Raw genomic sequence first — 25420 nt, forward strand, 5'->3', positions numbered from 1 at the left:
CGGCCGACCTGCGGTCCAACATCGCGGCCGAGTCGCGCGCCAAGATCGTCTATGAGCGCCTGATCGCGCTGACCGACGACCCAGGCGTGAAGGAGGCGCTGGGCTTCCTGATGACGCGCGAAGTGGCGCACCAGAAGAGCTTCGAAAAGGCGTTGTACTCGATCCAGCCCAACTTCCCGGCGGGCAAGCAGCCGCCGGTCAAGCCGTTCGACGGCATCTACTACAACATGTCGCAAGGCGTGGGCGACCTGCGCGGACCGTGGAACAGCGATGAAAACTTCACCTACGTCAGCGACCGCGCGGACCAGTCGGCGGTGGACGGCGGCGATGGCCAGTTCAGTGTGCAGTTGACCACTGCCGAGGACGAAGTCGTGGAACAGATGGCGGCACGCACGATGTCCGATCCACAATCGGACCCGATGACTGGCACCGACCTCGGCGCAGGTGTGGTGATTCCCTCGGGGACCAAAGACGCGCTGTGATGGGGTGCGGGGGTGGCGAGCACACCTCCATACGTCACTGCACCGCGCTTTTGCCTGCTCGTGAATCCTGGCGCGGTCTGTGCGGCAGAGTGCCGAGTCGCCGAGCCCACGGTACACGCGCCGTGGTCGACGCCGACTCTGCGCGCAAGCCACGACCGCGGCACCATCAAAACGCATGCCGCACTCGTCGCAGTGGACGCCCTGCACGGTACGTGGCCAGCGTACGGTCCCTGTCCTCTCCCCCCGGCCTGCCACCGCTCGCGACGGCTCGTGCCCAGCACTCCATGGCGCCAGGCCCACCGCGCGGGCCGGTGCGCGGTATGAGATGAGCGTCAGTTCCAGGTTGTGGGCCGAGCGTCCGCAAACACCGAAATGGGCCGCGTAGTTCCCGGTGCGAGGGTAGGCTGCACTACGATGGTGCCGCGGAACCTCTGGCAGGTTTGCTGGTACAGCGATTGGCCCTCACCTGCGGCGTCTCAAGGGCAATCAGATGCGGGGGGTCCGGCGGCCGTCCGCGCGGATGGGGCGGTCGGCCAACGCTCGGCACCTGCCACCGGGAAGTGACGTTGCAGAAGCACGGGTGCGCCGCTCGCTGATGCACCCCGTGAGGAGACAACGCAACCGCCGACCCGGGCCAGCCGAAGGTGATAGGTGTCCCCGCCGAAGAGCAGCGGCATCAGGCGGTGCATGCCGCGTGGCACACCGACTGCCCGGTTTCTGGACCGCCAAGCACCTCAACCTGTCAGCCGGTCGTTGGTCTCACAACGGCTTTCGCGGCGCCTGGTGTCGAGATCTCGTTCGGAGGAGGCACATGATCCGACTGCAGTACAAAGTCGACTTGTTATACGACATCACAGGCGCTGACGGGGCGGACTTCGTGTTCAACATCCACGTGGCAGAGACTGCGTGTCAGACCATTGAATCGGAACAGCTGGTGCTCAACCAACCCGCGTCACCCGACATTGCTGTGGATGCGCGTTCCGGCACGCGCTTCCTCCGGGTCCACGCGGCAGCGGGCCCGCTGCAAGTCAGCTACGCAGCCAGCGTGCGACTGGAGCACCATCTGGCGGAGCCGGACACCTTGAGGGAAGTGCCGCCGCGCGAGCTGCCGGTGGACGTCTTGCCGTATGTGTATCCCAGCCGTTATTGCCAGTCCGACCGATTGCTTAAATTGGCCTTCAACCAGTTTGGGCAGCTGTGGCCAGGTTATAGCCGCGTGCTCGCAGTGCAGCACTGGGTGCAGCAACATGTGGAATTTAAGTCGAACACCAGCAATGTCAACACGTCCGCCGTTGACACCTTGATCGAGCAGGTGGGCGTTTGCCGTGATTTCACCCATCTGATGATTGCGCTGTGTCGGGCGTTGAACATTCCCGCGCGCATTGCCACCGGCACCGACTACGGTGCAGATCCCGCACTGGGACCGCCAGACTTTCATGCCTACGTGGAGGTCTACTTGGGCGATCGCTGGTACCTGTTCGATCCGTCCGGAACCGGCATCCCCATGGGGTTTTTGCGCCTGGGCACGGGCCGGGACGCGGCTGATGTGGCCTTTGCAACAATGTTCGGACAAGTGCAGCCCTGGGCGCCACGGATCATGGTGCAAGCAGTGGAGCAGGACGGTGCCCAGCTGCCGCACCACTGCCGGGAAGCCATCTCGACCTCGGCGCCGGCAACGCCCACCGGGCGAGATTGGACCTCCCTGCCCAGCAAGGCCACCAGTCCGCCGCCTAGTTATCAGTTGCCGGATTGACTTTCGGCCCTGGCTGCGCAGCGCGTGTGGCGGCATCAGCGGACGGATCGGGACCGAAGCCCAGCGCGACAGCCGCAGCGATCCTCATTCGGCCGCCTGCTCTCGTGTGAGCCAGCGACATGACGTCACAATCGATCAGCACGGCGCCGTGACGTCCACACGGGCGCATTTCAAGCGGGGCGGAAACGGGCCCCGTTGGCCCGACCAAACCGCCGCTGGCGCGGTCTCATACACAAAGCAAAGCGCGCGGCGAAACGCGTCAGCGGCCTGCGCGGTGCCGGAGCGCAGCGCCTCATGCCATGCGGCGGACTCCGCACGTCATGCGCTGTCAGCAGCAGCGCGCGGCGCCGATTGCGCGGGTTCTCGCCGAACATGCCCGCTCAGAGGCCCTGCCCCCGAAAGCGGCGCATGGCTTGCCCTGAACGAGCCGTTGCAACAGGAGTTTCTATGCCTGGATTGGTGGGCCAGTGCCTTCACGAGGCCACCGGACTGATCGTCACGTTCGCCGCGTGGTTTGACTTGAAGCCTGATTCAATTGGCTGGACCGCGTGGGGCTGCGTCTCAGGCGGTTGGCATTGCCTGCACGGCGACATGGCGGCAGACGATCTGTGGCGGCATGGCGACGCCGAGAGCCGCGTCGATCAGGCGGTGGTAGCGGCCGTGAACCGCCTCACCATCCAGGCCTTGATTCAAGCCGAGGGCAACGGCGCGCATTGACCGTGAACGGCACTTGCGTTGACGTGCGCCCTGCTGTGCTGGCGCCTGCTCCATGAGGACCCTGGCGGCGCGGACAGACGGTGCACCGCGCTATTGGGCTGACTTGCCGCCCTGCTTTGGAAGCCCGGATGGCCGAACAGGTCGGACTTGGCTTCCCCGGAAGGGGGCGCTGCAGCATTGAATACGCGCGGTGAGGCGCCCGTCGCCACACGGCCCGGAGCGCGTTTCGCTGCGGCCGAAGAATCAGGACCTGCCGATCGCCGCCGCCAGGTCCTCCAAGGCGTCCGGTTTGGCCACAAAGGCATCGAAGCCCGCCTCCAGCGCGCGCAGACGATCCGCCTGTCGCCCATACCCGGACACCGCCACCGCTCGAAGGCGCTGGCCCGGCCAACGCTGGCGTACCGCCGCGATCAGGGCAAAGCCGTCCATGTCCGGCATGCCCAGGTCGGACACCAGCACGTCGTAGGACTGGTGCGCCAACAGGCCCAGCGCGGTCTGGGCGTCGGCGGCCGTGTTTACGAGGGCGCCTTCCGTGCCCACCAACAAGGCGAACGTCGTCAGGCTGCCGGCATCATCGTCGACCAACAGCACGCGCTTGCCTCGCAACGGCGCCAGCGCTGGGGGCTCAAGAGATGCCGGCACCGCCGCAGCCGCCTGCAAGGGCCGGCCTGTGGGTGACATCCAGGGGCAAAGGACGGGTGCGGTTGCCGACGTCCGATGTGTCTCAGTGCTACGCTGTGCCGCATGGCCGACGACAACGCCCAGCAAATCCTCGCTCTTGCGCTCAGGCTGCACCGTGTGCATCCTTTGGTTCCGGCGCTCGAAGTGCTCGACCTGGTCATGAAGCTGCACCGGGGTGGTGACCTGTCGTTTGATGCGGCCGAGGGGCTGCCGGCTCGACGATGCGTCTAGGCCGAGGGCGCCAGTAGCCCATACCATTGAGCGATGCCCACCAAGGCAGGGCGCCGCGGGGGACGCCGCATGGCACTGTTGCAAACGTCAGGTTCCTGTCCCGCCGCGTGCCCGGGTCCCGATGCCGCATCCCCACACCACTCCGCTCTTTCAACGGCGACCGGCGGATGAGGCGGGGTTGCGCAAGGGAGCCGCACCGGCCGCGCGACCGCACACCCCCGTCATTACAGCCAACCCGCACGGCGGAATCGCCAGTACACCGTCCCGCAGGCCGCGGCCATCACCGCCAGCGCCATCGCATAGCCATAGCGCAATCTTAGTTCCGGCATGAACTCGAAGTTCATGCCCCAGACGCCTGCCAGCGCCGTCCACACCGCAAAGATGGCGGCCCACGACGCAAGCCGCTTGGCCACCGTGTTCTCTTCGATGCCCGTCATGGACAGCGTGACCTGGATGGCCGTGTTGACCGTCTCGCGCATCGAGTCGATCGAGGCGTTGATGCGCGACAGGTGGTCGAGAACGTCCCGCAGGTACTCCTTGACCGGTGCCGCCACGGCGGGCACGCGCGGCCCTTGCAACTCTCCCAGGGCCTCTCGCAGCGGCGCAACGGCCCGCCGCAGTTCCATCACCCGTCGTTTGAGGTGGTACAGCCGTTCGACATTCGATCGTGCGCTGCCATTGCTGAAGATGTCGTTTTCGATCCGCTCCAATTCGCTTTCCAAAAAGTCCACCACAGGAAAATAACGATCGACCACCGAGTCCATCAGCGCATACAGCACAAATCCCGCCCCCAGTCGCAGCAGTTCGGGCTCAGCCTCGGTACGCCGGCGCACGCCCAGGAAGTCAAGCTGGCTGTGATTGCGCACCGACAGCACAAAGTTGGGACCGGCAAAGACCGACACCTCGCCCATGCGCAGGGGCTGCTCGCTCGAACCAGCCTGCTCCACCAGTTGCATCGACAGGTACAGACAGCTGCCGTAGAGCTCGATTTTCGGTCGCTGATTCCCACGAACGACATGGTCAACCGCCACATCATGCAGGTTGAACTCATGTTGCATGGTTCGCAGCTCCTCGACCGTGGCGTCCTTCAACGCCACCCAGACAAAAGTGTCGTGGTCGTCCAAATGGTCGCTGATGGCTTCGACGGCAATGTCGGCCACTTTCACGCCTCGCCGGTACGCTACACAATTGACTAACACACAGCTCTCCTGGTGGTATCGGGGCTCGCTGACCTCGGTGATCCAAGGTCCGCGCTGAACCGATTGTCCGGCAGGCCGGACGCCTGCCCGTGTGCCGCTTCGACCGGTCGGCAGCCTTCAGCACCCACCAGGCAGGGCAATCGCAATGGCGAGTGATCGAACGAACTGCGTATGGACGCCACGCCGGCGGCTCTTGCGCAGTTGAAGGCGTGCCTGGCGGCACGGCCGCACCACACGTTGCTGTGCCCGGCCCGATCCACAGATTCTCCAATGCGAGGGCGGCCGCCGGGCGGTCAGCAAGCGCTGGCCCCTGGGCGGACTCGCTCACCACCGTGGTCACCGTCTTGTTGACAAGCGCCGGACTTGCCGTCAAGGCCTGGTGCGTCCACTGCGGCACCCAACGGTAACCCACGGCGGCCCGATTCGGATCTTGTAACCGCGGGACGGCACGCCACCTCGCGCGCCCACACAGTGTCCTTCGGTGTGCGTCCCGCACAGGGGCCTGGCTCCTCTTCGCCGATTGGCTTCCGCTGGCGCCGGGCGCGGCCGAGCACGTCAGACAACCGCTCGAGCGCAGCGGAATGCCAGCGACAAGGGAGCCGCTTTCAGCCGTGTCCCTCGCAGGCGACACCACTCACACGGTGTGCTGCGCCGACAGCCGGCTGTTCCGGTGCTGAAGCGGCAGCCTCCACCCGCCATGTGGCACGGACCGGGAAACGACCGACTGGGTCCGCAGGAGGCCGAACACGCGCAGGTACGGCACCGCTGAAAGCTGAACGCTGAGCGCGCTGGCGGCCGCGGCATTGGACAGTGTCAAAATTCCGCTGCGTTGCAATGTGAGCCGAGGTTGTCATGGAGGCACAGCATCCGCGCTTGATCCGCGGGATGATGGTCCGTTGGCCCGGCCCGGAGCAGATCCACGCATTCCTGGCGCTTGAAGTTCACGGCGTCATCGCCTGGCATCTCGTGCGTGCGAAACGTTGTTGGGCTACCCACGCGAAGACCTCACCGGACGGCCGTTCAGCGTCATCTTTGTTGAAGAAGACCGTGACCAGGGGCTTGATTTGCATGAACTGACGATTGCTCAGAAGGTGGGCTTTTCCGAGGACGACCGGTGGCACCTCCGGCGGGAGGCGTGCGCATCTGGACCAGCGGCATCGTCACCCCCGTGCGAGACGATGACGGCGTGCTGTTGGGATTTGTCAAGTTGCTGCGCGACCGCACCGACCTGAAGACGCAGCTGGTGGCCATGCAGAACCGCATCGTGCACCAGCAGCAACTGGATCCCCGGCGCATGCAGTCCGACCGCACCTTCCTGCATGAGCACGCCAACGTGCTGCATGCACTGACGTCCGCTGTGGAACTGCTGAGCCGTACTGGGGGCGCCTGCGAGCAGGTGGTCGAGATCATGAAGCGCCAGATCCACAGCCTGGAACGACTGGCGGCCGACCCAAATGACAGCGTCAATCGTGCAGAACAGCCACGGTGGAGTCTGGACTCCCAAGACTGCGACCTCAGTGAGTGCCTGACCACGGTGGCGGATCCGCTACGGCGTGACGCCATGAACGCCGGCGTGATCCTGGAGGCGCTGTTGCCGCCAGGCCGCATTGAACTCCAGGCCGACCCCGAACGCTTGCGCCAGATTTTCACAACCTGCTCCACAATGCCATCAAGTACACCCCGGCGGGTGGCACAGTTTGGCTAAAGGCGACGGTCGAAGGGGAACACGCGGCCATCCGCGTGGAGGACAACGGCGTGGGGATCACGTCGGAGATGCTGCCGAAGATCTTCGAGTTGTTCACGCAGGGACCGCGCTCGAGACACCTTGCACGCGGTGGTAGCGGCATCGGTCTGGCGGTTGTCAAGCAGTGGGCCGATGCGATGGGGGGCACCGTCGAGGTGCGGAGCGAAGGTCCCGGGCTGGGATCTGACTTCACCGTCCGTCTGCCGCTGAAGCGCCCTGCCGGATGGCAGGCGGCTGCGGCCCCAGACGGCGGTAGCCCTGCACGACACGCCAGCACCCGCGCGTGCACACACTATGTTGGTCGCGGTGACCCCTGGCCTGGTCAGGCCCTTGCCGCCCGATGGACAGGCCAGCCGCGCTGGCTCCGAGGTTGCGGGGCGGCGTGAACCCGGCGATCTTGTTACCGTGGCAGCCCGTTTCCGCCACGTGGCACGATGACAATCCGCAAGCTGCTCCTTCTGCTGGTCCTCGCAGTGTGGTTGCCCGCCGTTCTGGGCTTTGCGCTGCTGACGCACTACACCTACCGCCAACAGGTGCTGGGCAAGCAGCACGACCTGGAGCGCCTGGGTCAGGCGCTCGCCAGCAGCGTCGAGCGAGAGCTCGACCGGCGCCTGGTGGTGGCTACCACACTGGGCGGCTCGCCAGCGCTGCAAACTGGCGATCTGGCGGCGTTCCATCGCGAAGCCACGCTGATCGCGCGTCAGACGGGCGGGTGGATTGCAGTGGCCGATGGCCCCGACCTGGTCCTCAACACGTTGGTGCCCTACACCGCAGGCTACCGTCGTGCCCGCTCTGCCCAGTCGCCGCCTCTGCGGCAGCAGCCGGAGGTCTTCTTCACGCCCACCGAGGGTGAAACGGGTCTGCCGACCGTCGTGGCCCTGGCACCTGATCTCTACTTCAGCCCTGCGCGGTACAACGTCGCTGCCAACTTCAAGCCGGCTGCCATCCAGGAGCTCCTGAACGCAGCCACGTTTCCGCCGAGCGGCAATGCCGCGGTGATTGACCGACAGCAGGTGATCGTTGCGCGCAGCCGTGATCCCCAGAAGTGGATTGGCCAACGGGCGGGCGAGCAAGTGCGCCGCCTGGCAGCCGCTGGCCGGCCCACCGTGGTGGAAACGACCACCCTGGACGGTGTGCCGTCGCTGACCTATGTCTCAGCGCCGAATCGCTACGGGTGGAATGTCGTGATCGCGATGCCACGCGCGACGTTGGCAGCGACCGCTCAGACCTTGACTCAACAGGCGATCCTGGCGTCGGCGGCCCTGCTGGGGATCGGGCTCGTGTTCGCGTTGCTCATCGCCCGACGAGTCGCCCGGCCGATGACCGCGTTGCGCCGTGCGGCACAGCAGCTCGGCCGCCAGCAGTTGCCAAAACGGGTGGTGTCCGGAGTTCTGGAGTTCGATGCCGTGGGGTCAGCACTGCTGGATGCAGGTGAACGGGCACAGCAGGCCCACGCCACCCTGCAGCGGCAGGTGGCCGAGGCGGTCCGACAGACCGAAGCAGCGCACCGCGAGCTGATGGAAAGCCAGAAGATGGAAGCGATCGGACGACTGACCGGCGGCATCGCCCACGACTTCAACAACCTGCTGCAGACCATCATCGTGGGCCTGCAGGTCCTGCAGCGGGACCCGGCCAACCACCGCCACGAAAGAACCGTGAGCGCTTCCCAGCGTGCCGTGACCAAGGCCGCAGAACTGGTCCGTCAGATGCTCAGCTTCGGTCGGCAACAGGCGCCATCGCCGCAGGCGGTGAGTGTGCTGGCGCTGGTCAACCAGAGTTTGCAACTGATCACCCGGGCTGTCGGCGCGCAGGTCCGCTTCAGGACCCACGTGCCGGCCGATGTGCCCGCCGTACACGCCGATCCGACCCAGTTGGAGCTGGCCATCCTCAACTTGGTTTTCAACGCGCGCGATGCAGTGCAGCAGGGCGGGCACATTGTGCTCACAGCCCGAGCGGCATCCGATTCCGAAACCGCGACGCTTCCTCCCGGCCGGTTTGTCTGCATCACCGTGTCGGACGACGGTGCAGGGATGGACGCCGCGACCGGTCTGCGGGCGTTCGAGCCGTACTTCACCACCAAGGCCGTGGGCGCAGGCAGCGGCCTGGGACTGGCCCAAGTGCGGTCCTTCGCACAACAAGCCGGTGGAGATGTGCGCCTGCAGAGCAGCCCGGGGGTCGGCACCACCGTCGAGCTGTACCTCCCGGTCGCGCCGCGCGCTGCGGACGCCGCGCCAGGGACCACAACAGCGACGCCCTCCGGTGCAGCACCGACCGGCAAGAGCTCCCCGCCCCCTCTCTCCTTGGTGCCGACCGGCTTGCGCATTGCGATGGTGGAGGACGACGCACTCGTCTCATCGGTGGTCGTGCCCGCGTTGCAACACAAGGGGCATCACGTGACCCTGTTCGAAACGGCCGACGCGGCCCGCCAGGCCTTGCAAACCGTCACCGGCGACTTTGACGTACTGTTCAGTGACGTTGTGGTGCCCGGCTCCATGTCGGGGCTTGATCTTGTCAAATGGGCGGCCGTCCACCGACCGGAGCTGGCGCGCGCTATCGCCACCGGCTACACCCCGGAGGCCATTCCACAGAACGTGGTGGTGCTCAGCAAACCGTATGACATCGACCAGGCGGAACTACTGCTGGTGAACACCGTCCGGCAGCAAGCGGCTCGAGGTTGATCCTAGCGCCATCCCTCCTCCTGCCGCCCCGATCCGGCGCCAGGCCGAAGACCGCGACGTCGATGGTTTCCACCGGAGACCGCGATCAAGCGCTGGATCTCCAGTCGCCAACCCGTACGAAAATGCACGACCAGCACCACGCGGGCGGACAATCACCGCTCCGACGCCACGACGTCAGGGCAGCGGGCATGCAGGCGACCGGCTATGACGGCACGCCACAGGAGGCGGTCGTCGGTTACTCGCAAGTCGGGCGCCGAAATCTCGCACGACGGCCAGAGGGGCCGGAACGTGCTTGGCAATGGTCGAGGATGGCCTCTGCAGGGACGGCGGTGTGTCCGGTTCCACCTTGCGGGACGTGACCCGGTTGCCTGCCGCCTCTGGCAAGCTAGGCCCGCAGCAAAACAGAGTTGCACGCGACGAAGCGGCCCACCCGCCCCGGGGCCCGCTCTGGCGACCGTTGACGGCGTGCCGTCCCCAACCCTGGGGCAGCCGCCACGGCCAGCGATGACACGCTGGCCGGCGCACCGGCAACGCCGCATCCTGCCGCCGCGCCGGATGCACGTCCGGGCTGGCGCCGTGACAGGCAGCTGCGCCGGGGAAACTGGCTTCTCGACAAGAGCCACCGGGGGCCGGCTCGGCCGGCCCCCGTCCACGCAGGCTCGACGACGAAAGCGCCGTCGTAGAGCACCCGGGGGGCTGCCTGCTGGCGGCCGTTCTTCCGAGAGATCAGCGCTCGTCCGTGCTGCTGGCCTGCGGACCCAGCACCGAAGGCAACACCCGGTTTGCCCGCAAGCCACCCTCGTTACACCGCTGCGCCAGACTGGGCCAGATCGTTCACCACCACTTGATTCCTGCCTGCTCGCTTGGCTCGGTAGCACGCGGCGTCGGCCGCCTGCATCACGTGCTCGGCCTCGCAGATTTGCTGGACGCTCACAACACCGATGCTCGCACCGACCGAAAAGGTGTTTGTTTCCCATCCCAGCACACAGCGGTCCACGGCATCCCGCATCTTCTCGGCCACCCTGCGCGCTTGTGCGGCAGAGCACCTGGGTAGCAGCGCTGCAAATTCATCGCCTCCAAGCCGCGCCAGTACGTCAGAGTCACGCACGACGCTAAGCAGGACGGTGGCCACCGCCTTGAGCATCGCATCCCCGGCGGCATGCCCCCCACCGTCATTGACCGCTTTGAACCGGTCAAGGTCGACGTACAGGACAGCAAACCCTTGCGTTTTGGCGGTTGCACAAGCGTCATCGAGCGCCCGTTCGAAATTGGTTCGATTATTCAATCCCGTGAGCGGATCGTGCGTCGCGGCCCAGGACAGCTGTTCGCGCTCGCACCGCTCTTGCGTCACATCCTGGAATGTCCAGATGACACCGGCCGATGGGTTGGTTGCATCGACGGCCCGCCCCCTGACCCGGCACCAGAACGCGCCCGTCAGCGCATGGGCCAACTGCAGTTCGCTCTCAACGCTTCCGACGCGGCTCAGCGCTTGTTGCATCTCCGTCCGAAGCTGGTCATATCGCCCTGGCGCCGGCGATAAGTGTTGGAGGTTCTGCCCGACGAGCGACTCACGATCGAGCCCCAGCATGGACGCAAGTTCGGAATTGGCCAGAACGCACACCTCGTTGCGGGTCAAAGCAATGCCCACCCGCGCATGGTCCATCACCACACTGAGTTGACTCAACATCGCACTGCGCTCGCCATCCTGGCGTTGGCGATCGGCAATCAAGTCGGAAAACGCACCGACCAGACGTCCAATTTCACCGCCCTCCCGTGGCCAATCGGGCGTGACGTCCGGCAAATCCTTCAAGCGTTCCACCTCCTCCCGCAGGCGTGTGATCGGCAGCGCGGCGAACCACGACAAGATGCCGGCGAGCACACCGGCCAACAAGCCGGCGACCAAGGCAATGCGCACACCTCGTTGACGGGTCAGTTCCACCGGCTGCAGGGCGACCTGTTCTTCGGCCGTGCGCAACAGCACCCAGTCGGATCCGGGGATGCCGGCCATCGACACAAAAAAGCCCGGGACACGGCGTGCAATGCCGGTGGTGTCGATTGGCGCGCCGATGTCGAGCCACTCGTCCACGATGTCGCTCAAGCCCGGCGTCAAGCGGGCCGGCTGCAGGATCTGACGGGAATCGGGATGTGAGAGCACCACGCCTCGGCGGTCGATGACGTACTCCTGCGTGCCGCGGGCCGCCGATCGTGTGGTGAGGGAGAACATTTCGGCGGCCTGCAGTCGCGAGGTGCCGACCAACATCCCCAAGGGACGTCCCTGCCCATCCCGGGCCACGGCCGGCTGCGCAATCGCCACCACGGGGACCTGGAGCACGGGGCTCACCAGCGGCCTGGAGATCACGGGCTGATCGCCCGACATGGCGCGCAGGAAGGTGTCTTCCTTCGCCACATTGACCATCCGCCCCCGGGGCACACCCCGCTCCAGGCGAACCAGCTGATCACCACTTGGCGCAATGGCGAGCACGACGTCAAACAGCACATGGATGGACGGCTTGTCAACCAGGTACCGCTCCAGCGCCTTGGCATCGCTCCAGATGGCGTCCGGTGCGGCCCGCTGTACCGCACCCAATGCCGCCTGCAGCATCGACAGCTTCTCGCCCAGCAAGGCCGCCGTGCGTTCGGCGTCCGCGGTCTGGCCCTGCGAGATGACCTTGGAGAAGTCAGAAATGGTCGCATCCAAGGCGATCTGCACAGCGCCCATGGCGCCGGTGATCGCCGTCAACACACTCAGGGCGACGATCTTGAACTTGAGCGTGGCCACTGTCTGCCGCAGGGCGCGGGTGAGCGGGCCAGGCATCAGCAGGGAAATGGGCGTCGCATGCCCATCACATCGGCAGTTGCGCTCCGCCCTGAACGCGGAAAATCCCATCCTCCATGTCCTTCGTCAGCTGCGAGTGCAACGCTGACGTGGGCCGCCGCCGGCGGCGGCCGCCTTCTTGCCGCGGTCGTCCAGCCCGGCGTGGCCATGCAATTTGCCGGACAGGAACGTGCCGCACGTCACACACGGCAGGGTACATCCCCTATAGAGGCGCAGACCTGACAGCCGAACACGATCCAGGCCCCCCGCACGCAGCGGCCGGCAACCACATCACCATGCGTCGGAAAAACGGTTACCTGCTGTCGCGTCTGCTTTTGATCGTGCTGGCGGTGGCGAGCCCGCTGCTCCTGCTGCTGGGCCTGTCCATCCACGAAGCACGGCTGGATGCCGAACGCCACGCGTTGGCCGCGCTCAAAGCACGCGCCGATGAGGCAGCGGAGCGGACGGTGGACATCCTGGAGCAGGCAGAGCACCTGATCAATTTCATGGCCACACGCCAGCGCCTGCGCGAGCTGGATGCCGAAGCCTGTCACAGCTTGGTTGCAGGCATTGCACACCGCGACTCGGCTTACACGAACTTGGGATTGTTTGACCGCCGTGGCTACCCGGTGTGCACGTCCGCGGCGCGCCAGCGGCGCACCAGCTTCGCGGAGCACGCCTGGTTCCAGTCCGGCATGGCAGCGAGTGGGCTTTGGCTGAGCGACGCCCTGAAAGGGCCACTCAGCGGCAAGATGGTGCAGTACATGACCCGGCCCGTGTTCAACGACAACGGCGACAAGGTGGGTCTGATTGCGCTGTCCATCGATCTGCAGGTGTTGAACGCACAACTGCAGGCACTGGTCAGCACACCTCACACGTCGGTGGCGATCCGCAAGGACAACAAAACGTTTGTCACCCGGCTGCCCGACCCTGCACGCTGGATGGGGCAACCCATCGTCGATAGTCTGACCCAGGCCGTTGAACTTTCGACCGTGCCAGTGAGGGTAGGCGTTGGTGTGGATGGTCATGAACGGGCATTCGCCTTGACCCCCATCGCGAAATATGGGCTGGAGGCGGCCGCCGGCATGCCCGCGGCGCAGGTGTATGTCGAGTCGAACGCGGTGCTTCGGCGCAGCGTGGCAATCGGCGTCATGGGGATTCTGTTGGGTCTCATCGCTGCAATGGGGGCCGCCCGGCGGCTGACACTCGCCCTGGGCAACATCAGCAGCACCGCCCACGCGCTGCGCCATGGCGTCATGGACGTGCGGGCGGATGCGAACTTGCCCGGGGAGTTCGGGCGGGTTGCCGAGGAGTTCAACCGCCTGATCGACCGCCAGGTCGAGCACACCGCCTGGGTCCAGCTTTCTGAACAGAAGGCCGTGCGCCTGCGACGGCTGCACGAGACGCTGTCAACCACCGGACACGCCATTGCCCATGAGGCCGCGCCAGCCGCGCTCCAGCACGCCGTGTGTGCGGCGTGTGTCAGTACCGGACTGGCACACGCGGCGTGGACCATGCACCGAACCGGTGACTCACCACCGGTGGTCGCGGCACGCTCAGCGAATGCAGACCGGTGGATCGCGCAGGCAGACCAGGTCGCGGTCTGGACGTCAATTGACAGCGGGACCTCCACAGCCGATCAACCGATGGTGACAGCGCTGGCCGAGGGCCTGCACACCGTGTTCGTCCCGGTTCTAGCGGTGGCCGGTACGTCGACCGCCCTGCTGCTGGTGCTTCACCCGGACGACGCCGCTGACAGGGACCTCCTGCGCAGTCTTGCCGAGCTGGGCCGCACCCTCGCGTTTGGTTTGCACCAGGAGCACGACCGACGTGCGCGCGCCGACTTGGCAGGCGCCCAGGCGGCCAATCAAGCCAAGAGCGCTTTTCTCTCCCATGTCAGCCACGAGCTGAGAACGCCATTGAACGCGGTGCTGGGCTTTGCACAACTGGGACAAGGCTGCCAGGGCGCACGCACCGACCGTCAACTCCACGGCCACCTAGGCCATATCATCAGCGCCGGCCGCCATCTCCAACTGCTGATTGACGACCTGATGGACCTGTCCAGGATCGAGACCGGACGGTTGTCCGTGACGCCCCACCGACTGCACCTCTCCGACCTGCTGCGCGCCACCTTGGAGCTGCACAAGCCGTCGGCCGCCGAGCACGGGGTGGCCTTGCGGCTTGCGCTCGACTTGCATGTGACCATCCGCTCTGACGCCTTCCGGCTGCGTCAGGTGTTGAACAACCTGATCTCAAACGCCATCAAGTACAACCGGCGGGGCGGCGAGGTGTGGCTGGCCGCGCACCAAGTGGACACGGACGTCGTTATCGAGGTGCGGGAATCGGGGCAAGGCATGTCGGAAGCGCAGGTGGCGCACCTGTTCGAAGCTTTCAACCGGGTTGGTCGGGAGAACAGCGGCATTGACGGCACCGGCATCGGACTCTTCATCACCAAGCGTGTCGTGCAATTGCTGGGCGGTACGTTGCATGTGCACAGCACCGAAGGTGCCGGCACCACGGTCACGGTGTTGCTGGAAGGCACCGAGCCCGCACCCGCCACCACGACAGCCACATCCCTGCCCGACACCGCTGAAGCGATCCCCACCGACGTATCCGGACAAGTGCTGTACATCGAAGACAACGCCGTCAATGCGCTGCTGCTCGAACATTGGTGCGCCCAGCACACATCGGCCCAACTGCGTGTGGCCGAGGATGGCGCCACCGGCCTGCAGGCAGCAGCGACGCAGCAGCCAGACCTGGTGCTCCTGGACATGCACTTGCCCGACATGGCGGGCATGGAGGTGCTTCGCCGCCTCAAGGCTACCGTCCAGACCTCGTCGATACCGGTGGTGGTACTTTCCGCCAGTGGCACGGTCCACGAGATCCAGGCCGCTCGCGACGCCGGCGCCTCGGCCTATTGGACCAAACCGATTGACTTCACCGAGTTGCGTGTTCGCATCGCGGAGCATCTTGCGGCAGCGACACCGGCGCGATCACGCACCACCCACGGATCGCGAACTGAAGCGTGAGCGGCTGAGCCGACAGTTGCGGCCAAACGACCTGCGCGCCCTGAGGCGCCGGGACCGCCTGGCGGCACAGCACAAGATGAGCTAGCGCATCGATGACACATCCACGGGCTACGCCGCCGTCCGCCCCGAGCGCGCGCCCCGTCGTGCGCCCAGGCGCTTCGGCAAGCTGGCTAGGCCAGAGCAAGACACCCGTGCAGCCGGGCGAAAGCGCTATCGCTGGCGGACCATTCACGCAATGCCCACAAAGCGGTGTATTGAGGACTTCCCTAGTTCATGGGAGAGCCTGTCAGCCTTGTGCGAGTCACAGTAGACCTTGCCCGCAGCGAAGCGGTCGAGAAAGGTGCTGCTCATGATCAACGCGCTGAGGATTGCAGCGGTCTTGCTCACGCTGAATCCGGTAGTCCTCCCTGCGGCCCCCGCCCAGACCTTTGCCTCCGAGATCACCAACTACTTCAGGGGCGAGGCGTTCGGGTCGTTGCCAGGGCGTTGGTATGGAAGCTCTTCCGCAGACAACTTTGCAGTGGTCCCCATCACCGAGTTTGAGATCGAGGAAGCGGTGCTTGGCGCTCCGGACTTGCGCTTCGTTGCACTTCCAGGCGTTGGCGAGCAAGCGCTGGGCGGCGCGTTTCGCGGCGCGTATGTCGAGGTCGCCTTTGATCGCACATTTGACGCGAACACCGTGGTCACCGTTTATGAGACGTTACGCGATCATGAAGAAGCAGTCATCTGGCTGTGGTACGCCAACGGCACCTTCGAGCAGCTTCGTACCGATCCTGCCGTCAAAGGGGACGCGGTCTCATTTGACCTTCGTCCCTATGCTGGATTCCTTGCAAACAACGGCGGTGCGTTCACTCGAATCGGCATCGGGGGGTTGGACGAAGGTGGCTCCGTGAAGGGATTCGACTTGGATGCGATTGCGATTTCACCCGTGCCGGAACCTGCCACTTGGATGCTTCTCGGCCTGGGGACGTTCGCCATCGCTACGTTCCTCAAACACCAGCGGCCACGTGCAGTGCCGCTATCCTGAGCGACGGTAACCGCAGACTGTTCCGCAGTCATTTCACAGCTTGGGCATGTGCTTCCCAATCCGACCGCCCTTTGACGAAATGGATCTCGTGCTGTTGCTAATATCAGCGGCGCTCGCAAGGCCGCAAGTGGTCAGAAATGCGGCATGGTCCTTTACGCACCAAGGCAAGTGCTGAACATGCCCTTTGATGCGCAAGCCGATGCCCCGGTGGCAGCGCTGGATAGTGCCGGTGCTATAGATCTGGCAGGAAAAGCGTCTCACTGGGGTAACACGGGCTGGTCCGAAGGAACGTCGGCGGTTGACGCACCTTCCCATAACGCCCTGGCGACCAGCAATACAGTTCTTCCGGTGATCTAAGAAGAACTGGAGATGGGTAAACGCGAAGTTTGCACCGGGGGTATACGAGTATTCTCACGCATCGTCGAACCGCCCTTCTCAAAAAGCGTGGAGCTGCGCAGCGAGCACGCAGAAGTGCAGGGCCGGCCTGTGCACCCCCCGGTTACAGCAGGCGACCTTGAGGCGATGGCCGATCGGACCATCGTGGCCAAGGAGACAGCGGAACGTGCCGTCATCTCGACGGCGCGCGTCGTCACGAGGTCACCGTAGCCAAGACGGTCCAACAGCGGACGGAGCAAATCCACGAGACGCTGCGCAGTACCGAAGTGGAAGCCGAGCGCTTGTCCGACGCAGGGCTAGGCAGCGGGACTCGGGCCGACTGGCTCTTTCACGACCACTTCAAGGCAACGTATGCCGCCACCGGGACTACCTTCGAGCGATACGCCCCAGCCTATGCGTACAGTGCTGCGCTGAGGGACGACCGCCGCTACAGCGGCCGCGAATCGGGGACCATGGAACCAGAGATTCGCAGCGACTGGGAAACGCACCACCCGACAGTGCGTGGACCGGTTCGAGGGCGCCGTCCAACACGCTTGGCACAGCGCTACGCGCTAGCAACCAGCCGCGGGAAGGTCGCTGCAGTGACCTTACCCTGAGGCAAGCCTTCGCGAGTAGCGCTAACTGTTCATTGCGCTCGACGCGTCAAGACCATCGGTTCGGCGTGATGACGACTGGCCCCCTGCTTGCCGCCTAGCGCCGCACCGATCGCACCAAGGAGCAAAGCAAGCGCCGCACCGAGGGAAGCCTGCGACGAGGCCTTCGCAGTGGCGTCGGCGACTTCCCGTGTCTTCGCCTCCGCCTCGCCCTTCTGCTGTTCCCACTTGACGCGCAGCTGCTGGTACGACGTGATCCATCCATCCACACGTTGCTCTGCTTCCCGGCGGTCCAGCCCGGCTCGGCTCATGACCACGTTCACGGCAGCCTCACGATCGGCCTGGTCCACAGCGTTCCCGCCCGACGCCATGATTCGTTGGAGGACCGTCTGCAACTCGGCAGTCTCGGACTCCGCCGCCCCACTGGCCTCAGCGCGTGTGAGGTCACCTGCGGCGGAAGCCGCCTGGCCCTGAATCGAACGCGGTGCAAGCGCCGGATTTCCGGTTTGCGAGAGCAGCCGCTGGACTTGTGACTTCACGTCGCTCATCGATAAACCGCTGGCCTCCACTTGCTGCTTCGCCGCGTCGGTCAGCGGGCCTGCGGCAGCCGCTGCCCCACTAGCGGTGACGGTGGCGGCCGTTCCCACAACGCTGGCACCGCCCCGGACCACGGAGCCAATCAACGAGCTCAACAGGTAAACCGCAAGCAGCGTGGCAACGCCCCACGCCAACAGGCCGTGCAGCATGGCGTCCATTCGGTTAGATGAACCTGACAAATGACCGGCCACCCATCCACCCGCAAACAAGGCGATCAGGCTCGACAGCGCCCACCATAGGGCCGCCCCGACTCCGAAGCTCGATGCCTGCGGGGAACCGTTGGCCCGCAAGGGATCGAGAGTACTCAGTCCGATGCCGGCGCCCAGCAGGCTCAACAGCAACTGCAGCACCACTGCGATCACCATGCCGGCCAGCACCGCCCCCCACACCACACGCTTGTGGGCATCGATGGGATGCAAACCCTCTGGCAGCGCTGCGGAACTTGCGAATGTGGTGGTCATGGTATCTCCTGGTAGCAAAGAGAGGTGCAGCAAGGCGACTCGAGTGCTCTGTTGAGTCGACTGCAAAGAGGATGCGCACCGTGTTCTTCACAGTCTCACGGAACCGGTCCCGATGATGTAGGACGGGCGGCCCCTCATAGGACAGGCAGGCAGCCACCGGCACTACACACAACCGGAACAACGTACACGCACCGCACTGCGCTGCGCCAGATGCAAGCGTTAATAACCGCTGCACAACCCCAAGCACCTGCCGCGCTCCGGGCGACCAAGCTAAAACGCCGTGGCAATGAGTGAACTACCCGCCGAGTCGCCGCGTCGCCGCGTTCCACGGCTTCCGGATGGACGGTGCAAGCTCGCAGACGGTGACCTGGTGCGGCCAGGCAGCGGGCAGCCGGTGGTTGACATTGGTGGCGGTTCCCCGCTGCAATATTGCACTGAAGCGTACGACCGGAACGAGCATCGTCAGGTCCCGAACGGACGCAGGCGAACAAGGGGGAAGCCCAAGGAGCCCCTTTGGGAAAATCGCGTGTCACTGCGCGATGGAGAGCATGCTCAGTGAACGTTTTGCGCCGATCGGTCGAGCAACACCGTCGAGTGCGTCGTTACCGCGGCAACGCCCACGGTCATTCCGGCTGCTGAAGCATGCCGCCGGCAACAGCACACCATCACGCGCCCTAACCAGCTCGGCGACCAGTGCCGCTCAAAGACGGGGCTTGTGGTGGCGGGCAGTCGACTGTCTCCATCGACGGCGCCCGCCGAGGTTCATTGCAAGCGGCGTTCGGGAAGCAGCCATGCATCGACCTCGGCCAGGGTCCGTGCGAGGTCAAGTGGTTTAGTCCAGTAGCCATCAAAGCCTGCCTCGCTCGCTGTGCGTTTTGCATCCGGTCCCGCCGAGGCGGAGACGACGACAGCAGGCACCGTGTGCAGGGAAGGGATTCGCCGAAGCACTCTCAGCAGCTCAACCCCGTTCGTATCGGGCAGGTGCATGTCTATCAGCAGCAGTGAAGGCACAATCGCCTCAGCCAATGCGAGGGCCTGCTGCCCGTTGTCCGCAATGTGCAGCGTCACTGTTGGTCGGCGCTCGAAGATCGCCTGCATGAGCAGCACGTTGATCGGGTTATCCTCCACGTAGAGCACGTGACCCCCCGTCGCTTGAGCGCACGCCTCGGGCGGCACTCTCTCGGCTTCGCGGGACGCCTGCATCGAAAGGCCTTTGCTCACGTCTTGCTTGTCCGCAGCACGCAGTGTGACGCGGAACACCGAACCTGCGCCCACTTCACTGCGTACCGTGATGCGTCCCCCCATCAGCTCGACCAGGTGTGAACTGACGACCAGTCCCAGGCCGGCGCCTTCTATGTTGGTCCTCTCAGCGCCCAGTCGATTGAATGGCTGAAACAGCTGCGCCACTTGCTCGGGTGCAAGTCCGTGCCCCGTGTCCGCCACCTCAAAACCCACCTCGCCGGCGCCCGACCATGTCGACACGGTCACCTGGCCGCCTAGGCGGTTGTACTTCACCGCATTCGAGACAAGATTGAGCATGACCTGCCGCAGCCGGTGCGGCTCTGCGAGAGCTACACCGCCAAAAGGGGCTGGACCACACTTGAGACGAACGTCCTTCTCTCTTGCGGCAGAGGACATCAGCTGCAGCACCTGTCTAAATTCGGCGGCCAGCGTAACCGGCTGCAGCGTCAATTGCAGCGCGCCGCTTTCGATGTGAGAGATGTCGAGTAGCTGATTGACGACGTTAAGCAGATGGCGGCCTGAGTCGAGGATGACGGACAAGCGATTTCGCTGCACCCCGACCAATGGCGCCGCGTCGTCGACCGCCAGCAGCTGTGCAAAGCCCATGATGCCGTTCAACGGCGTTCTGAGCTCGTGACTCACCCTCGCGATGAATTCACTGCGAGCTTGGGCGAGTCGTTCAAGCGAGCGCCTTTGCACGGTTGCATCCTGCATGGCCACTCGCTCTGTGACGTCCGCGACATGACCGTGCCAAAGCTGACCGCCATCGCCTCGTCCGCGAGCATGTCCTTGCACTTCGTGCCAGCGCTGGGGCTGTCCGGCCCGCGTTGGCGACAGGCGGACCAGTACCCGGAACGCTGTGCTTCCCGCTGCTGCAAGCTCAAGCTCCTTCTTCAGCATCGCTCGATCATCCGCCGACCAGCAGTGAAACACCGCATCAGCCGAGCGCCCCGCCTCGTCCGACGTCACTCCAAAAAGGTGACGCACAGTGTCGCTCACATATGGAAAACGCCACCCGTCCTCGCCCACGCGCTCCAACTGAAAGATCATGCCTGGCGCCTGGTCCGCTGCCCGCTTGATCCGCAACAACTCGTTCTCGATGCGCCGTCGCTGGCGAATGAGGACCAGTTGCATGGACACGCCACCGTCTTCCTGGCGTTGCGCATACAGCAGAACGTCTGCCCTGGCCCTGGCCCGCGTCAGCACCGTCATCGCAAGCTCGGTGACGTGGCCGTGCAGATTCAGCAGGGGCTGCACCATGCTCTGGTAAAGGACCCGCGAGGCGGGTGTCAGCCACACGTCGAAGCTGGTGCCGACGACGACTTCACGCTCGCATCCCAGCAAGGCAAACAGTGCCACGTTCGCGGCACTGATGCGTGCGTGAGGATCAATGCGCAGCCATGGACAGGGTACTTCGTCGAATCTCCTGTCGATTGCGTCGACCATTGTCGCCCTGATGTGACCACTCAACAAAGCCGATTCAAGAACCGCCAGATGAGGTTGATTGTTTCGGCCGGGTGCGTCATATGAGGACAGTGCCCACTTCCGTCAATCACGGCAAGCTCACTGCCAACAAGCCGCTGGTGTACGTAATCACCGACGCTGCGTGGCGCAATCGCGTCGTCAGACACTTGAATGATGAGGGTCGGCAACAGCAGCTTTGCCAAGTCATCGCGGTTGTCAGCCAGGAAAGTGACCTCTGCGAAGCGACGTGCCACGTAAGGATCCAGCGCGCAGAAACTTGACTTCAGCTCTTCCGTCAACGCAGGGTCGCCGTCAGACCCCAACACCGCAGGGGCAAGGAAGTTGGCCCAGCCAAGCATGTTGTTGTCGATCATGTCGATCAACGCCTCAACGTCCTGCCGTTCGAACCCGCCGACGTAACCAGGCAGATCGTTCAAGTAACGGGGCGATGGAGTGACCATCACAAGCGCCTTGACACGATGGGGAAGCTGCAGTGCGGCCAGCATGGAAATCATTGCACTCACGGAATGCCCGACCAGGACCGCATCCCGCAGGTCAGCCGCTTCGATGATGTCAACCATGTCGCTGGCATAGCCCCGCAAGTGGCTGTGCCGACGTTCATCGTAGGCATTCAAGTCGGCGTGCCCGCATCCAATGTGATCGAAAAGTACCACGCGGTGGCTCGCTTCGAACGCAGGCGCCACAAATCGCCACATCTGCTGGTCGCACCCGAACCCGTGCGCAAAGACAAGCGGCTGACGGTCGGAATCCCCCATTCGGACATTGCTGCGTTCCATCACGCTCATTGTGGTGCCCCTTCTGGCGTGCTCGCCTTGATGGCAAAACGTGTGCCGTGGCCATCGTATGTGCCCGCCCGGCAGGTGCGACAGCTTACCGGCTTTGTGTGCACGACCCGCATCGTCAACGCTCGTGCAGATGGTACCAAGGACGCCATCAACAACGCCGGGCAGCGGGTGAGCTTGCCGGTCGCACAAAGACACGACACAAAGCGATACCCCGGGGCGGCCGCCTCATGCCGCATGCTCACTTTCCACTGGGGGGGCGAATGCTGGTGGCATTGACCCGAGCCGAGGGACCCGGTCCGCTCAGAGGCCGCCGACTGGGCAGCTCAAGTACAGCGGCTGTCCAGGTTGGAGCCAGCCGCCTCCCTTCTGCACCAGCGGTCCGCATCACCGCGCCCCGGAGTGCACCCCGTAGAAGCCACTCAGCCGCCTGGGCTGCGGCGCTTGCGCACGGTACGCCCGAGCCCCCGTCATGCAGGAGATCGAGCGTGTTCGACCGCCTCCTGCAGCCTGTTACCAAGAGGGCAGCGCCAGTCAGTCTGACGCTGCTGCTCGGCTGCTCGGCTGCTCGGCTGCGCAGAGCCACGCCATGCGCCTGCGGTTCTACCGGTTCAGCGCCCTGCACGCGAGCCTTCACTCTGGCCGTGTGTCGGCTCGGCGTCTTCTTGCGGTTATGGTAGGCCGCATAACCTCTGTGGTCTGTAGGGCGACGGCCGTCGCCGCGATGTGTGGGCACCGCTGCAAAGCGACCTCGGCGTGCTACTGGAACCCCGCGACCGACCGCTACCACCTCAATCGGCGCGCTCCCAAAGATCGCCTCCTCAATGCGTTGGCGGCGTTGGCCAGTGCCACTTTGGCATCGCGCCCCGGCTGGGCGCCTACCGATTTGCTTAATGGCAGCAGCCAGTGTGCATTCGGGGCGCTGTGGTCCGGTCCGGCCGTCACGATGATGTACGCGGCCTCCACCGTGCGCTGGGCGTTGCACGCCGGTCAATCCCGCCACCGGTGCGCATCGTGATGCGGTTCTTCCGGTCGTTGAAGTTCCTGGACTGTCTCCTCGGACATGTCCTGTTTGCGCTCGCTTCCCGCAGGGCTTCGCTGGCGGCGGTCGTCTTCGTTACTGCGCCCGCGCTGAAGCTTGGCCTCCCGCTGGCGTTGCTACACGCACTCTCGGGCCTGGTGGGAGCCGCCGGCCGCCACGTCATAGGTGGCTTCGGCGCGCGTCAGGGCGCACCGATTGCGCCTTGAGCCTGGACTCCGCCTGCTTTATGCGGTCGTAGCTCATGGCCTTCTGACCTTGTGGCCTTCGCCTTGACGTGGAAGCGGCCGCTGCCCGCGTCCCCTGAACGGAGCTTTGCCCCCGCCAAACCGCCAGTTGCCGTCCAGGTGGCCCTCCACTGCGCACTCCCATCCGCAGGCTCTCGAGCGCAAAGCGGGCCGCCTGCGAAGAAAGATACTGACGCGGTGTCGCAGGTTTGATAGATGAAAGGCGCTCAGGCGCTTAGCTCGACGGTCACGCTGCTTTGCGGGAGGGCTGGCCGCTTCCATTTCCAGGCCCGCAGTTTGCTGGACGCCGGGGCTCGCGACGCTCCACGACTCACAATATGCGCAGCCAGCTGCTCGCTTACCCTGTTGTCCTTACCCCATCGAAATTAACGGGCTTCGGCTTCTTTATTTCCAGCCGCGACCTGCCTGAACTGCTGTCCTTCGGACTGAGCGAAGGCGACGCGCTAAAAGCCGCCGCCGAGGACTTGGCGTTGGTACTCAGTACTTACAAGAACGGCAACCGCCCTCTACCTGCCCCCTCACGGCCGCTGGCGCACGAACGACTGGTAGTTCCTGCAAACCTTCTTGGCACGGGGCAGCCAGATTTACAGTGAAGGTACACCGGCCGCTACCGCAGGCAGGATCGTATGTACTACCGGCCTCGGTGTACGTTCCTCTGCGGTTGCCTTCCAGTGACCGCGTTGGCGGTCACAAGCGATGGTCTCACCGCCCTGCCCTTGACCAGTACTTGACGGCTCTATCGCCAACGGGTGCGGGTCGCCCGAGCGCCGCTGGTCTCACGGAGCGCCCAATGAGCACATCGGCCGCTGCGCGGATGAGCACGGGGAAGAGGGTGCCATCGGCTTACGCGACCGCTGCAGACGCCAACAACCGATGTTGCACTTGGCAGCCAGTGTTCCAAGGGGGTTGTCGTGACCAAGAAATGAGACTAAGAGAGGTCTCGCCGTGATTAAGCCCAGGTAGCCGGAGACCATGCAGCGACAAGTAGGTGAGACAGAACGTCAGGACATCCTGGCACGATATGCGATTCTTGATACCGCGCGCGAGGATGTGTTCGACCAGGTGGTGCGCATTGCTGCAAAAGAGTGCGATGTGCCAATGGCGCTCGTCAGCTTCGTGGACGCCAGGCGCCAGTGGTTCAAAGCCGAATTCGGCTTTGGGACGCGCGAGACTGGCTTGGACAAAAGCATCTGCGTCAAGGCGATTGAACATGAAGGGGTTTTCGTGGTGCCGAATGCAGAGGAGGATCCGCGAGTCTGCGCCAACCCTCTCGTGATCGGCGAGCCCGGCATCCGTTTTTACGCCGGCGCGCCGCTCATGTCGAGCTGCGGCGTGGCGGTGGGCATGATCTGCGTGCTGGACACGAGGGCGCGGGTGGGCATCACGCCTGCGCAGCAGGATTGCCTTGTGGCTTTGGCCGCAGGCGTGATGCGCGTGCTGGAAGGGCGGTGCCACCAACTGCCCAGTGCGGCGGAGGTGCTTGGTGTCGGATGAGGTACGTGTCATTTTTGGCGTGTTGTCATCGTGCACTGCACGTCGCGGCGGTCAACCCAGCGTTTGTTGCCGTGAATTGAGGACATCCGCCTGGTGGGTATGCTGGTGGACTGACATGCGTTTGCCAACGCACAGGAACCGGCCTCCGGTGCGATGAAGTCGCTGGCTCTGGCAGATCCTGAGCGCAATCGCCTTCGACCCTTGCAATCCGCAGACGCTGGAAGCGCAACGAAACAACTCGCCATGACGCGCGCGCCGTGGCCTGGGGCGTCCTACACCGCAGCGCAGGCACGCAATACTGCGAGCCGGGTGTTGCAACAGATGATGGCAGCGTACGTGTTGTGGAACGGGTGCTGTGACTGTGCTTGGACAACGGCCCGTGCCCAGCACCTGGCCACCGACCTCGTCCCATTCACCAATCGCAAAGCTTGGCGGCGCGAAGTCGCGAAAGTCGTCTCGACGTGCATGTACTCAACGCTGGACGGACAGTCGGCACCGTCCCTTGACATGAGCACCTTTAGACCTTGACCGTCCCGTACAGCGATCCAGTGGCCTGACGGTGCTGACCGTTGGGCATTCGACGGCGTGTCACTGCCAGCCGCCCAACAGGCTCCTCGTGTTCGATGTCTTGTGATGATGCTGCTGTACGCGGCGGGAGTGGTTGACGACGGCTGTGAGACCAGCGACAGCGCTCTGGCAGCGAGCAACCAGGCCTTGCGCCATAACA

The 25420-nt window shown here is 64.6% G+C and carries 19 protein-coding genes; 13 read left to right on the forward strand and 6 right to left on the reverse strand.

Features of this window, described 5'->3' with window-relative positions; all coding sequences use genetic code 11:
• From VO99_RS26310 to VO99_RS26320, 3 genes are all read left to right on the forward strand, one after another.
• Nucleotides 1-482: manganese catalase family protein (locus VO99_RS26310; protein WP_046115939.1), on the forward strand; the 482-nt coding region annotated here is incomplete at its 5' end.
• Nucleotides 483-1293: 811 nt separating this feature from the next.
• Nucleotides 1294-2235, forward strand: coding sequence for a transglutaminase-like domain-containing protein (locus tag VO99_RS26315; RefSeq protein WP_083440944.1), 942 nt, complete (start codon nucleotides 1294-1296; stop codon nucleotides 2233-2235).
• 447 nt (nucleotides 2236-2682) lie between these two features.
• Nucleotides 2683-2952, forward strand: a complete 270-nt coding sequence (locus VO99_RS26320) for a hypothetical protein (protein ID WP_157039801.1) — start codon at nucleotides 2683-2685, stop codon at nucleotides 2950-2952.
• A gap of 243 nt (nucleotides 2953-3195) precedes the next feature.
• Here VO99_RS26320 and VO99_RS31040 read toward each other — a convergent pair whose 3' ends face one another.
• Nucleotides 3196-3543 (reverse strand): response regulator, encoded by a 348-nt coding sequence (locus VO99_RS31040; protein ID WP_046115941.1) that lies wholly within the window; start codon nucleotides 3541-3543, stop codon nucleotides 3196-3198.
• 153 nt (nucleotides 3544-3696) lie between these two features.
• On the opposite strand from VO99_RS31040, the gene VO99_RS31045 reads away from it, so the two are divergent.
• Nucleotides 3697-3864 carry a hypothetical protein gene (locus tag VO99_RS31045; RefSeq protein ID WP_198157081.1) on the forward strand — a complete coding sequence of 56 codons (168 nt, stop codon included), beginning with the start codon at nucleotides 3697-3699 and terminating at the stop codon, nucleotides 3862-3864.
• Between the two features lie 224 nt (nucleotides 3865-4088).
• Here VO99_RS31045 and corA read toward each other — a convergent pair whose 3' ends face one another.
• Nucleotides 4089-5063, reverse strand: coding sequence for a magnesium/cobalt transporter CorA (corA, locus tag VO99_RS26335; RefSeq protein ID WP_046115943.1), 975 nt, complete (start codon nucleotides 5061-5063; stop codon nucleotides 4089-4091).
• Nucleotides 5064-6019: 956 nt separating this feature from the next.
• On the opposite strand from corA, the gene VO99_RS32045 reads away from it, so the two are divergent.
• The 4 genes from VO99_RS32045 to VO99_RS26350 are packed head-to-tail and all read left to right on the forward strand — an operon-like array spanning nucleotide 6020 to nucleotide 9485.
• Complete coding sequence (locus tag VO99_RS32045) at nucleotides 6020-6295, forward strand: PAS domain S-box protein (protein WP_157039805.1); 276 nt, start codon at nucleotides 6020-6022, stop codon at nucleotides 6293-6295.
• Nucleotides 6199-6768: a sensor histidine kinase family protein gene (locus tag VO99_RS26345; RefSeq protein WP_046115945.1), complete on the forward strand. Its 570-nt coding sequence runs from the start codon at nucleotides 6199-6201 to the stop codon at nucleotides 6766-6768. Before VO99_RS32045 ends, VO99_RS26345 begins: the two co-directional genes overlap by 97 nt.
• On the forward strand, nucleotides 6732-7193 hold the full coding sequence (locus VO99_RS32050; RefSeq protein ID WP_375136422.1) for a sensor histidine kinase: 462 nt from the start codon (nucleotides 6732-6734) through the stop codon (nucleotides 7191-7193). Before VO99_RS26345 ends, VO99_RS32050 begins: the two co-directional genes overlap by 37 nt.
• Nucleotides 7194-7241: 48 nt before the next feature.
• Complete coding sequence (locus tag VO99_RS26350; protein ID WP_046115946.1) at nucleotides 7242-9485, forward strand: ATP-binding protein; 2244 nt, start codon at nucleotides 7242-7244, stop codon at nucleotides 9483-9485.
• Between the two features lie 802 nt (nucleotides 9486-10287).
• Here the strand turns inward: VO99_RS26350 and VO99_RS26355 are convergent.
• Complete coding sequence (locus tag VO99_RS26355; RefSeq protein ID WP_083440947.1) at nucleotides 10288-12372, reverse strand: sensor domain-containing diguanylate cyclase; 2085 nt, start codon at nucleotides 12370-12372, stop codon at nucleotides 10288-10290.
• A gap of 224 nt (nucleotides 12373-12596) precedes the next feature.
• Between VO99_RS26355 and VO99_RS29250 the strand changes: the two genes are divergently transcribed.
• The 3 genes from VO99_RS29250 to VO99_RS32055 all read left to right on the forward strand — a co-directional run bounded on the left by VO99_RS29250 (nucleotide 12597) and on the right by VO99_RS32055 (nucleotide 16962).
• Nucleotides 12597-15329 (forward strand): ATP-binding protein, encoded by a 2733-nt coding sequence (locus tag VO99_RS29250; protein ID WP_198157083.1) that lies wholly within the window; start codon nucleotides 12597-12599, stop codon nucleotides 15327-15329.
• A gap of 349 nt (nucleotides 15330-15678) precedes the next feature.
• Nucleotides 15679-16356, forward strand: a complete 678-nt coding sequence (locus VO99_RS26365; RefSeq protein ID WP_046115948.1) for a PEP-CTERM sorting domain-containing protein — start codon at nucleotides 15679-15681, stop codon at nucleotides 16354-16356.
• Nucleotides 16357-16725: 369 nt separating this feature from the next.
• On the forward strand, nucleotides 16726-16962 hold the full coding sequence (locus tag VO99_RS32055) for a DUF2382 domain-containing protein (RefSeq protein ID WP_083440949.1): 237 nt from the start codon (nucleotides 16726-16728) through the stop codon (nucleotides 16960-16962).
• Between the two features lie 415 nt (nucleotides 16963-17377).
• On the opposite strand, the gene VO99_RS26370 is transcribed toward VO99_RS32055, so the two are convergent.
• The 3 genes from VO99_RS26370 to VO99_RS26380 all read right to left on the reverse strand — a co-directional run bounded on the left by VO99_RS26370 (nucleotide 17378) and on the right by VO99_RS26380 (nucleotide 21915).
• A complete protein-coding gene (locus VO99_RS26370) occupies nucleotides 17378-18403 on the reverse strand; it encodes a hypothetical protein (protein WP_046115949.1) in 1026 nt (341 codons plus the stop codon).
• Nucleotides 18404-19165: 762 nt separating this feature from the next.
• Nucleotides 19166-21091: a hybrid sensor histidine kinase/response regulator gene (locus VO99_RS26375; RefSeq protein ID WP_083440950.1), complete on the reverse strand. Its 1926-nt coding sequence runs from the start codon at nucleotides 21089-21091 to the stop codon at nucleotides 19166-19168.
• A gap of 20 nt (nucleotides 21092-21111) precedes the next feature.
• Entirely contained in the window at nucleotides 21112-21915 is an 804-nt protein-coding gene (locus VO99_RS26380) for an alpha/beta fold hydrolase (RefSeq protein WP_046115950.1), read from the reverse strand.
• A 1601-nt stretch (nucleotides 21916-23516) separates the two neighbouring features.
• On the opposite strand from VO99_RS26380, the gene VO99_RS30605 reads away from it, so the two are divergent.
• Together VO99_RS30605 and VO99_RS26390 are read left to right on the forward strand one after the other, a co-directional pair.
• Complete coding sequence (locus VO99_RS30605) at nucleotides 23517-23792, forward strand: type II toxin-antitoxin system HicB family antitoxin (RefSeq protein ID WP_157039802.1); 276 nt, start codon at nucleotides 23517-23519, stop codon at nucleotides 23790-23792.
• Between the two features lie 379 nt (nucleotides 23793-24171).
• Nucleotides 24172-24693: a GAF domain-containing protein gene (locus tag VO99_RS26390; RefSeq protein WP_046115952.1), complete on the forward strand. Its 522-nt coding sequence runs from the start codon at nucleotides 24172-24174 to the stop codon at nucleotides 24691-24693.
• Nucleotides 24694-25420 lie beyond the last annotated feature (727 nt).

Source organism: Aquincola tertiaricarbonis, from assembly GCF_000969605.1.
GTDB classification, from domain to species: Bacteria; Pseudomonadota; Gammaproteobacteria; order Burkholderiales; family Burkholderiaceae_C; genus Aquincola; species Aquincola tertiaricarbonis.

What these genes read in the sequence shown, in the direction of transcription:
- VO99_RS26315 (WP_083440944.1), top strand. Translation starts at nt 1,294, where the DNA reads ATGATCCGACTGCAGTACAAAGTCGACTTGTTATACGACATCACAGGC.
- VO99_RS26320 (WP_157039801.1), top strand. Translation starts at nt 2,683, where the DNA reads ATGCCTGGATTGGTGGGCCAGTGCCTTCACGAGGCCACCGGACTGATC.
- VO99_RS31045 (WP_198157081.1), top strand. Translation starts at nt 3,697, where the DNA reads ATGGCCGACGACAACGCCCAGCAAATCCTCGCTCTTGCGCTCAGGCTG.
- VO99_RS26350 (WP_046115946.1), top strand. Translation starts at nt 7,242, where the DNA reads ATGACAATCCGCAAGCTGCTCCTTCTGCTGGTCCTCGCAGTGTGGTTG.
- VO99_RS26355 (WP_083440947.1), bottom strand. Translation starts at nt 12,372, where the DNA reads ATGGGATTTTCCGCGTTCAGGGCGGAGCGCAACTGCCGATGTGATGGG.
- VO99_RS29250 (WP_198157083.1), top strand. Translation starts at nt 12,597, where the DNA reads ATGCGTCGGAAAAACGGTTACCTGCTGTCGCGTCTGCTTTTGATCGTG.
- VO99_RS26365 (WP_046115948.1), top strand. Translation starts at nt 15,679, where the DNA reads ATGATCAACGCGCTGAGGATTGCAGCGGTCTTGCTCACGCTGAATCCG.
- VO99_RS32055 (WP_083440949.1), top strand. Translation starts at nt 16,726, where the DNA reads ATGGGTAAACGCGAAGTTTGCACCGGGGGTATACGAGTATTCTCACGC.
- VO99_RS26370 (WP_046115949.1), bottom strand. Translation starts at nt 18,403, where the DNA reads ATGACCACCACATTCGCAAGTTCCGCAGCGCTGCCAGAGGGTTTGCAT.
- VO99_RS26375 (WP_083440950.1), bottom strand. Translation starts at nt 21,091, where the DNA reads ATGGTCGACGCAATCGACAGGAGATTCGACGAAGTACCCTGTCCATGG.
- VO99_RS26380 (WP_046115950.1), bottom strand. Translation starts at nt 21,915, where the DNA reads ATGAGCGTGATGGAACGCAGCAATGTCCGAATGGGGGATTCCGACCGT.
- VO99_RS30605 (WP_157039802.1), top strand. Translation starts at nt 23,517, where the DNA reads ATGCGCAGCCAGCTGCTCGCTTACCCTGTTGTCCTTACCCCATCGAAA.
- VO99_RS26390 (WP_046115952.1), top strand. Translation starts at nt 24,172, where the DNA reads ATGCAGCGACAAGTAGGTGAGACAGAACGTCAGGACATCCTGGCACGA.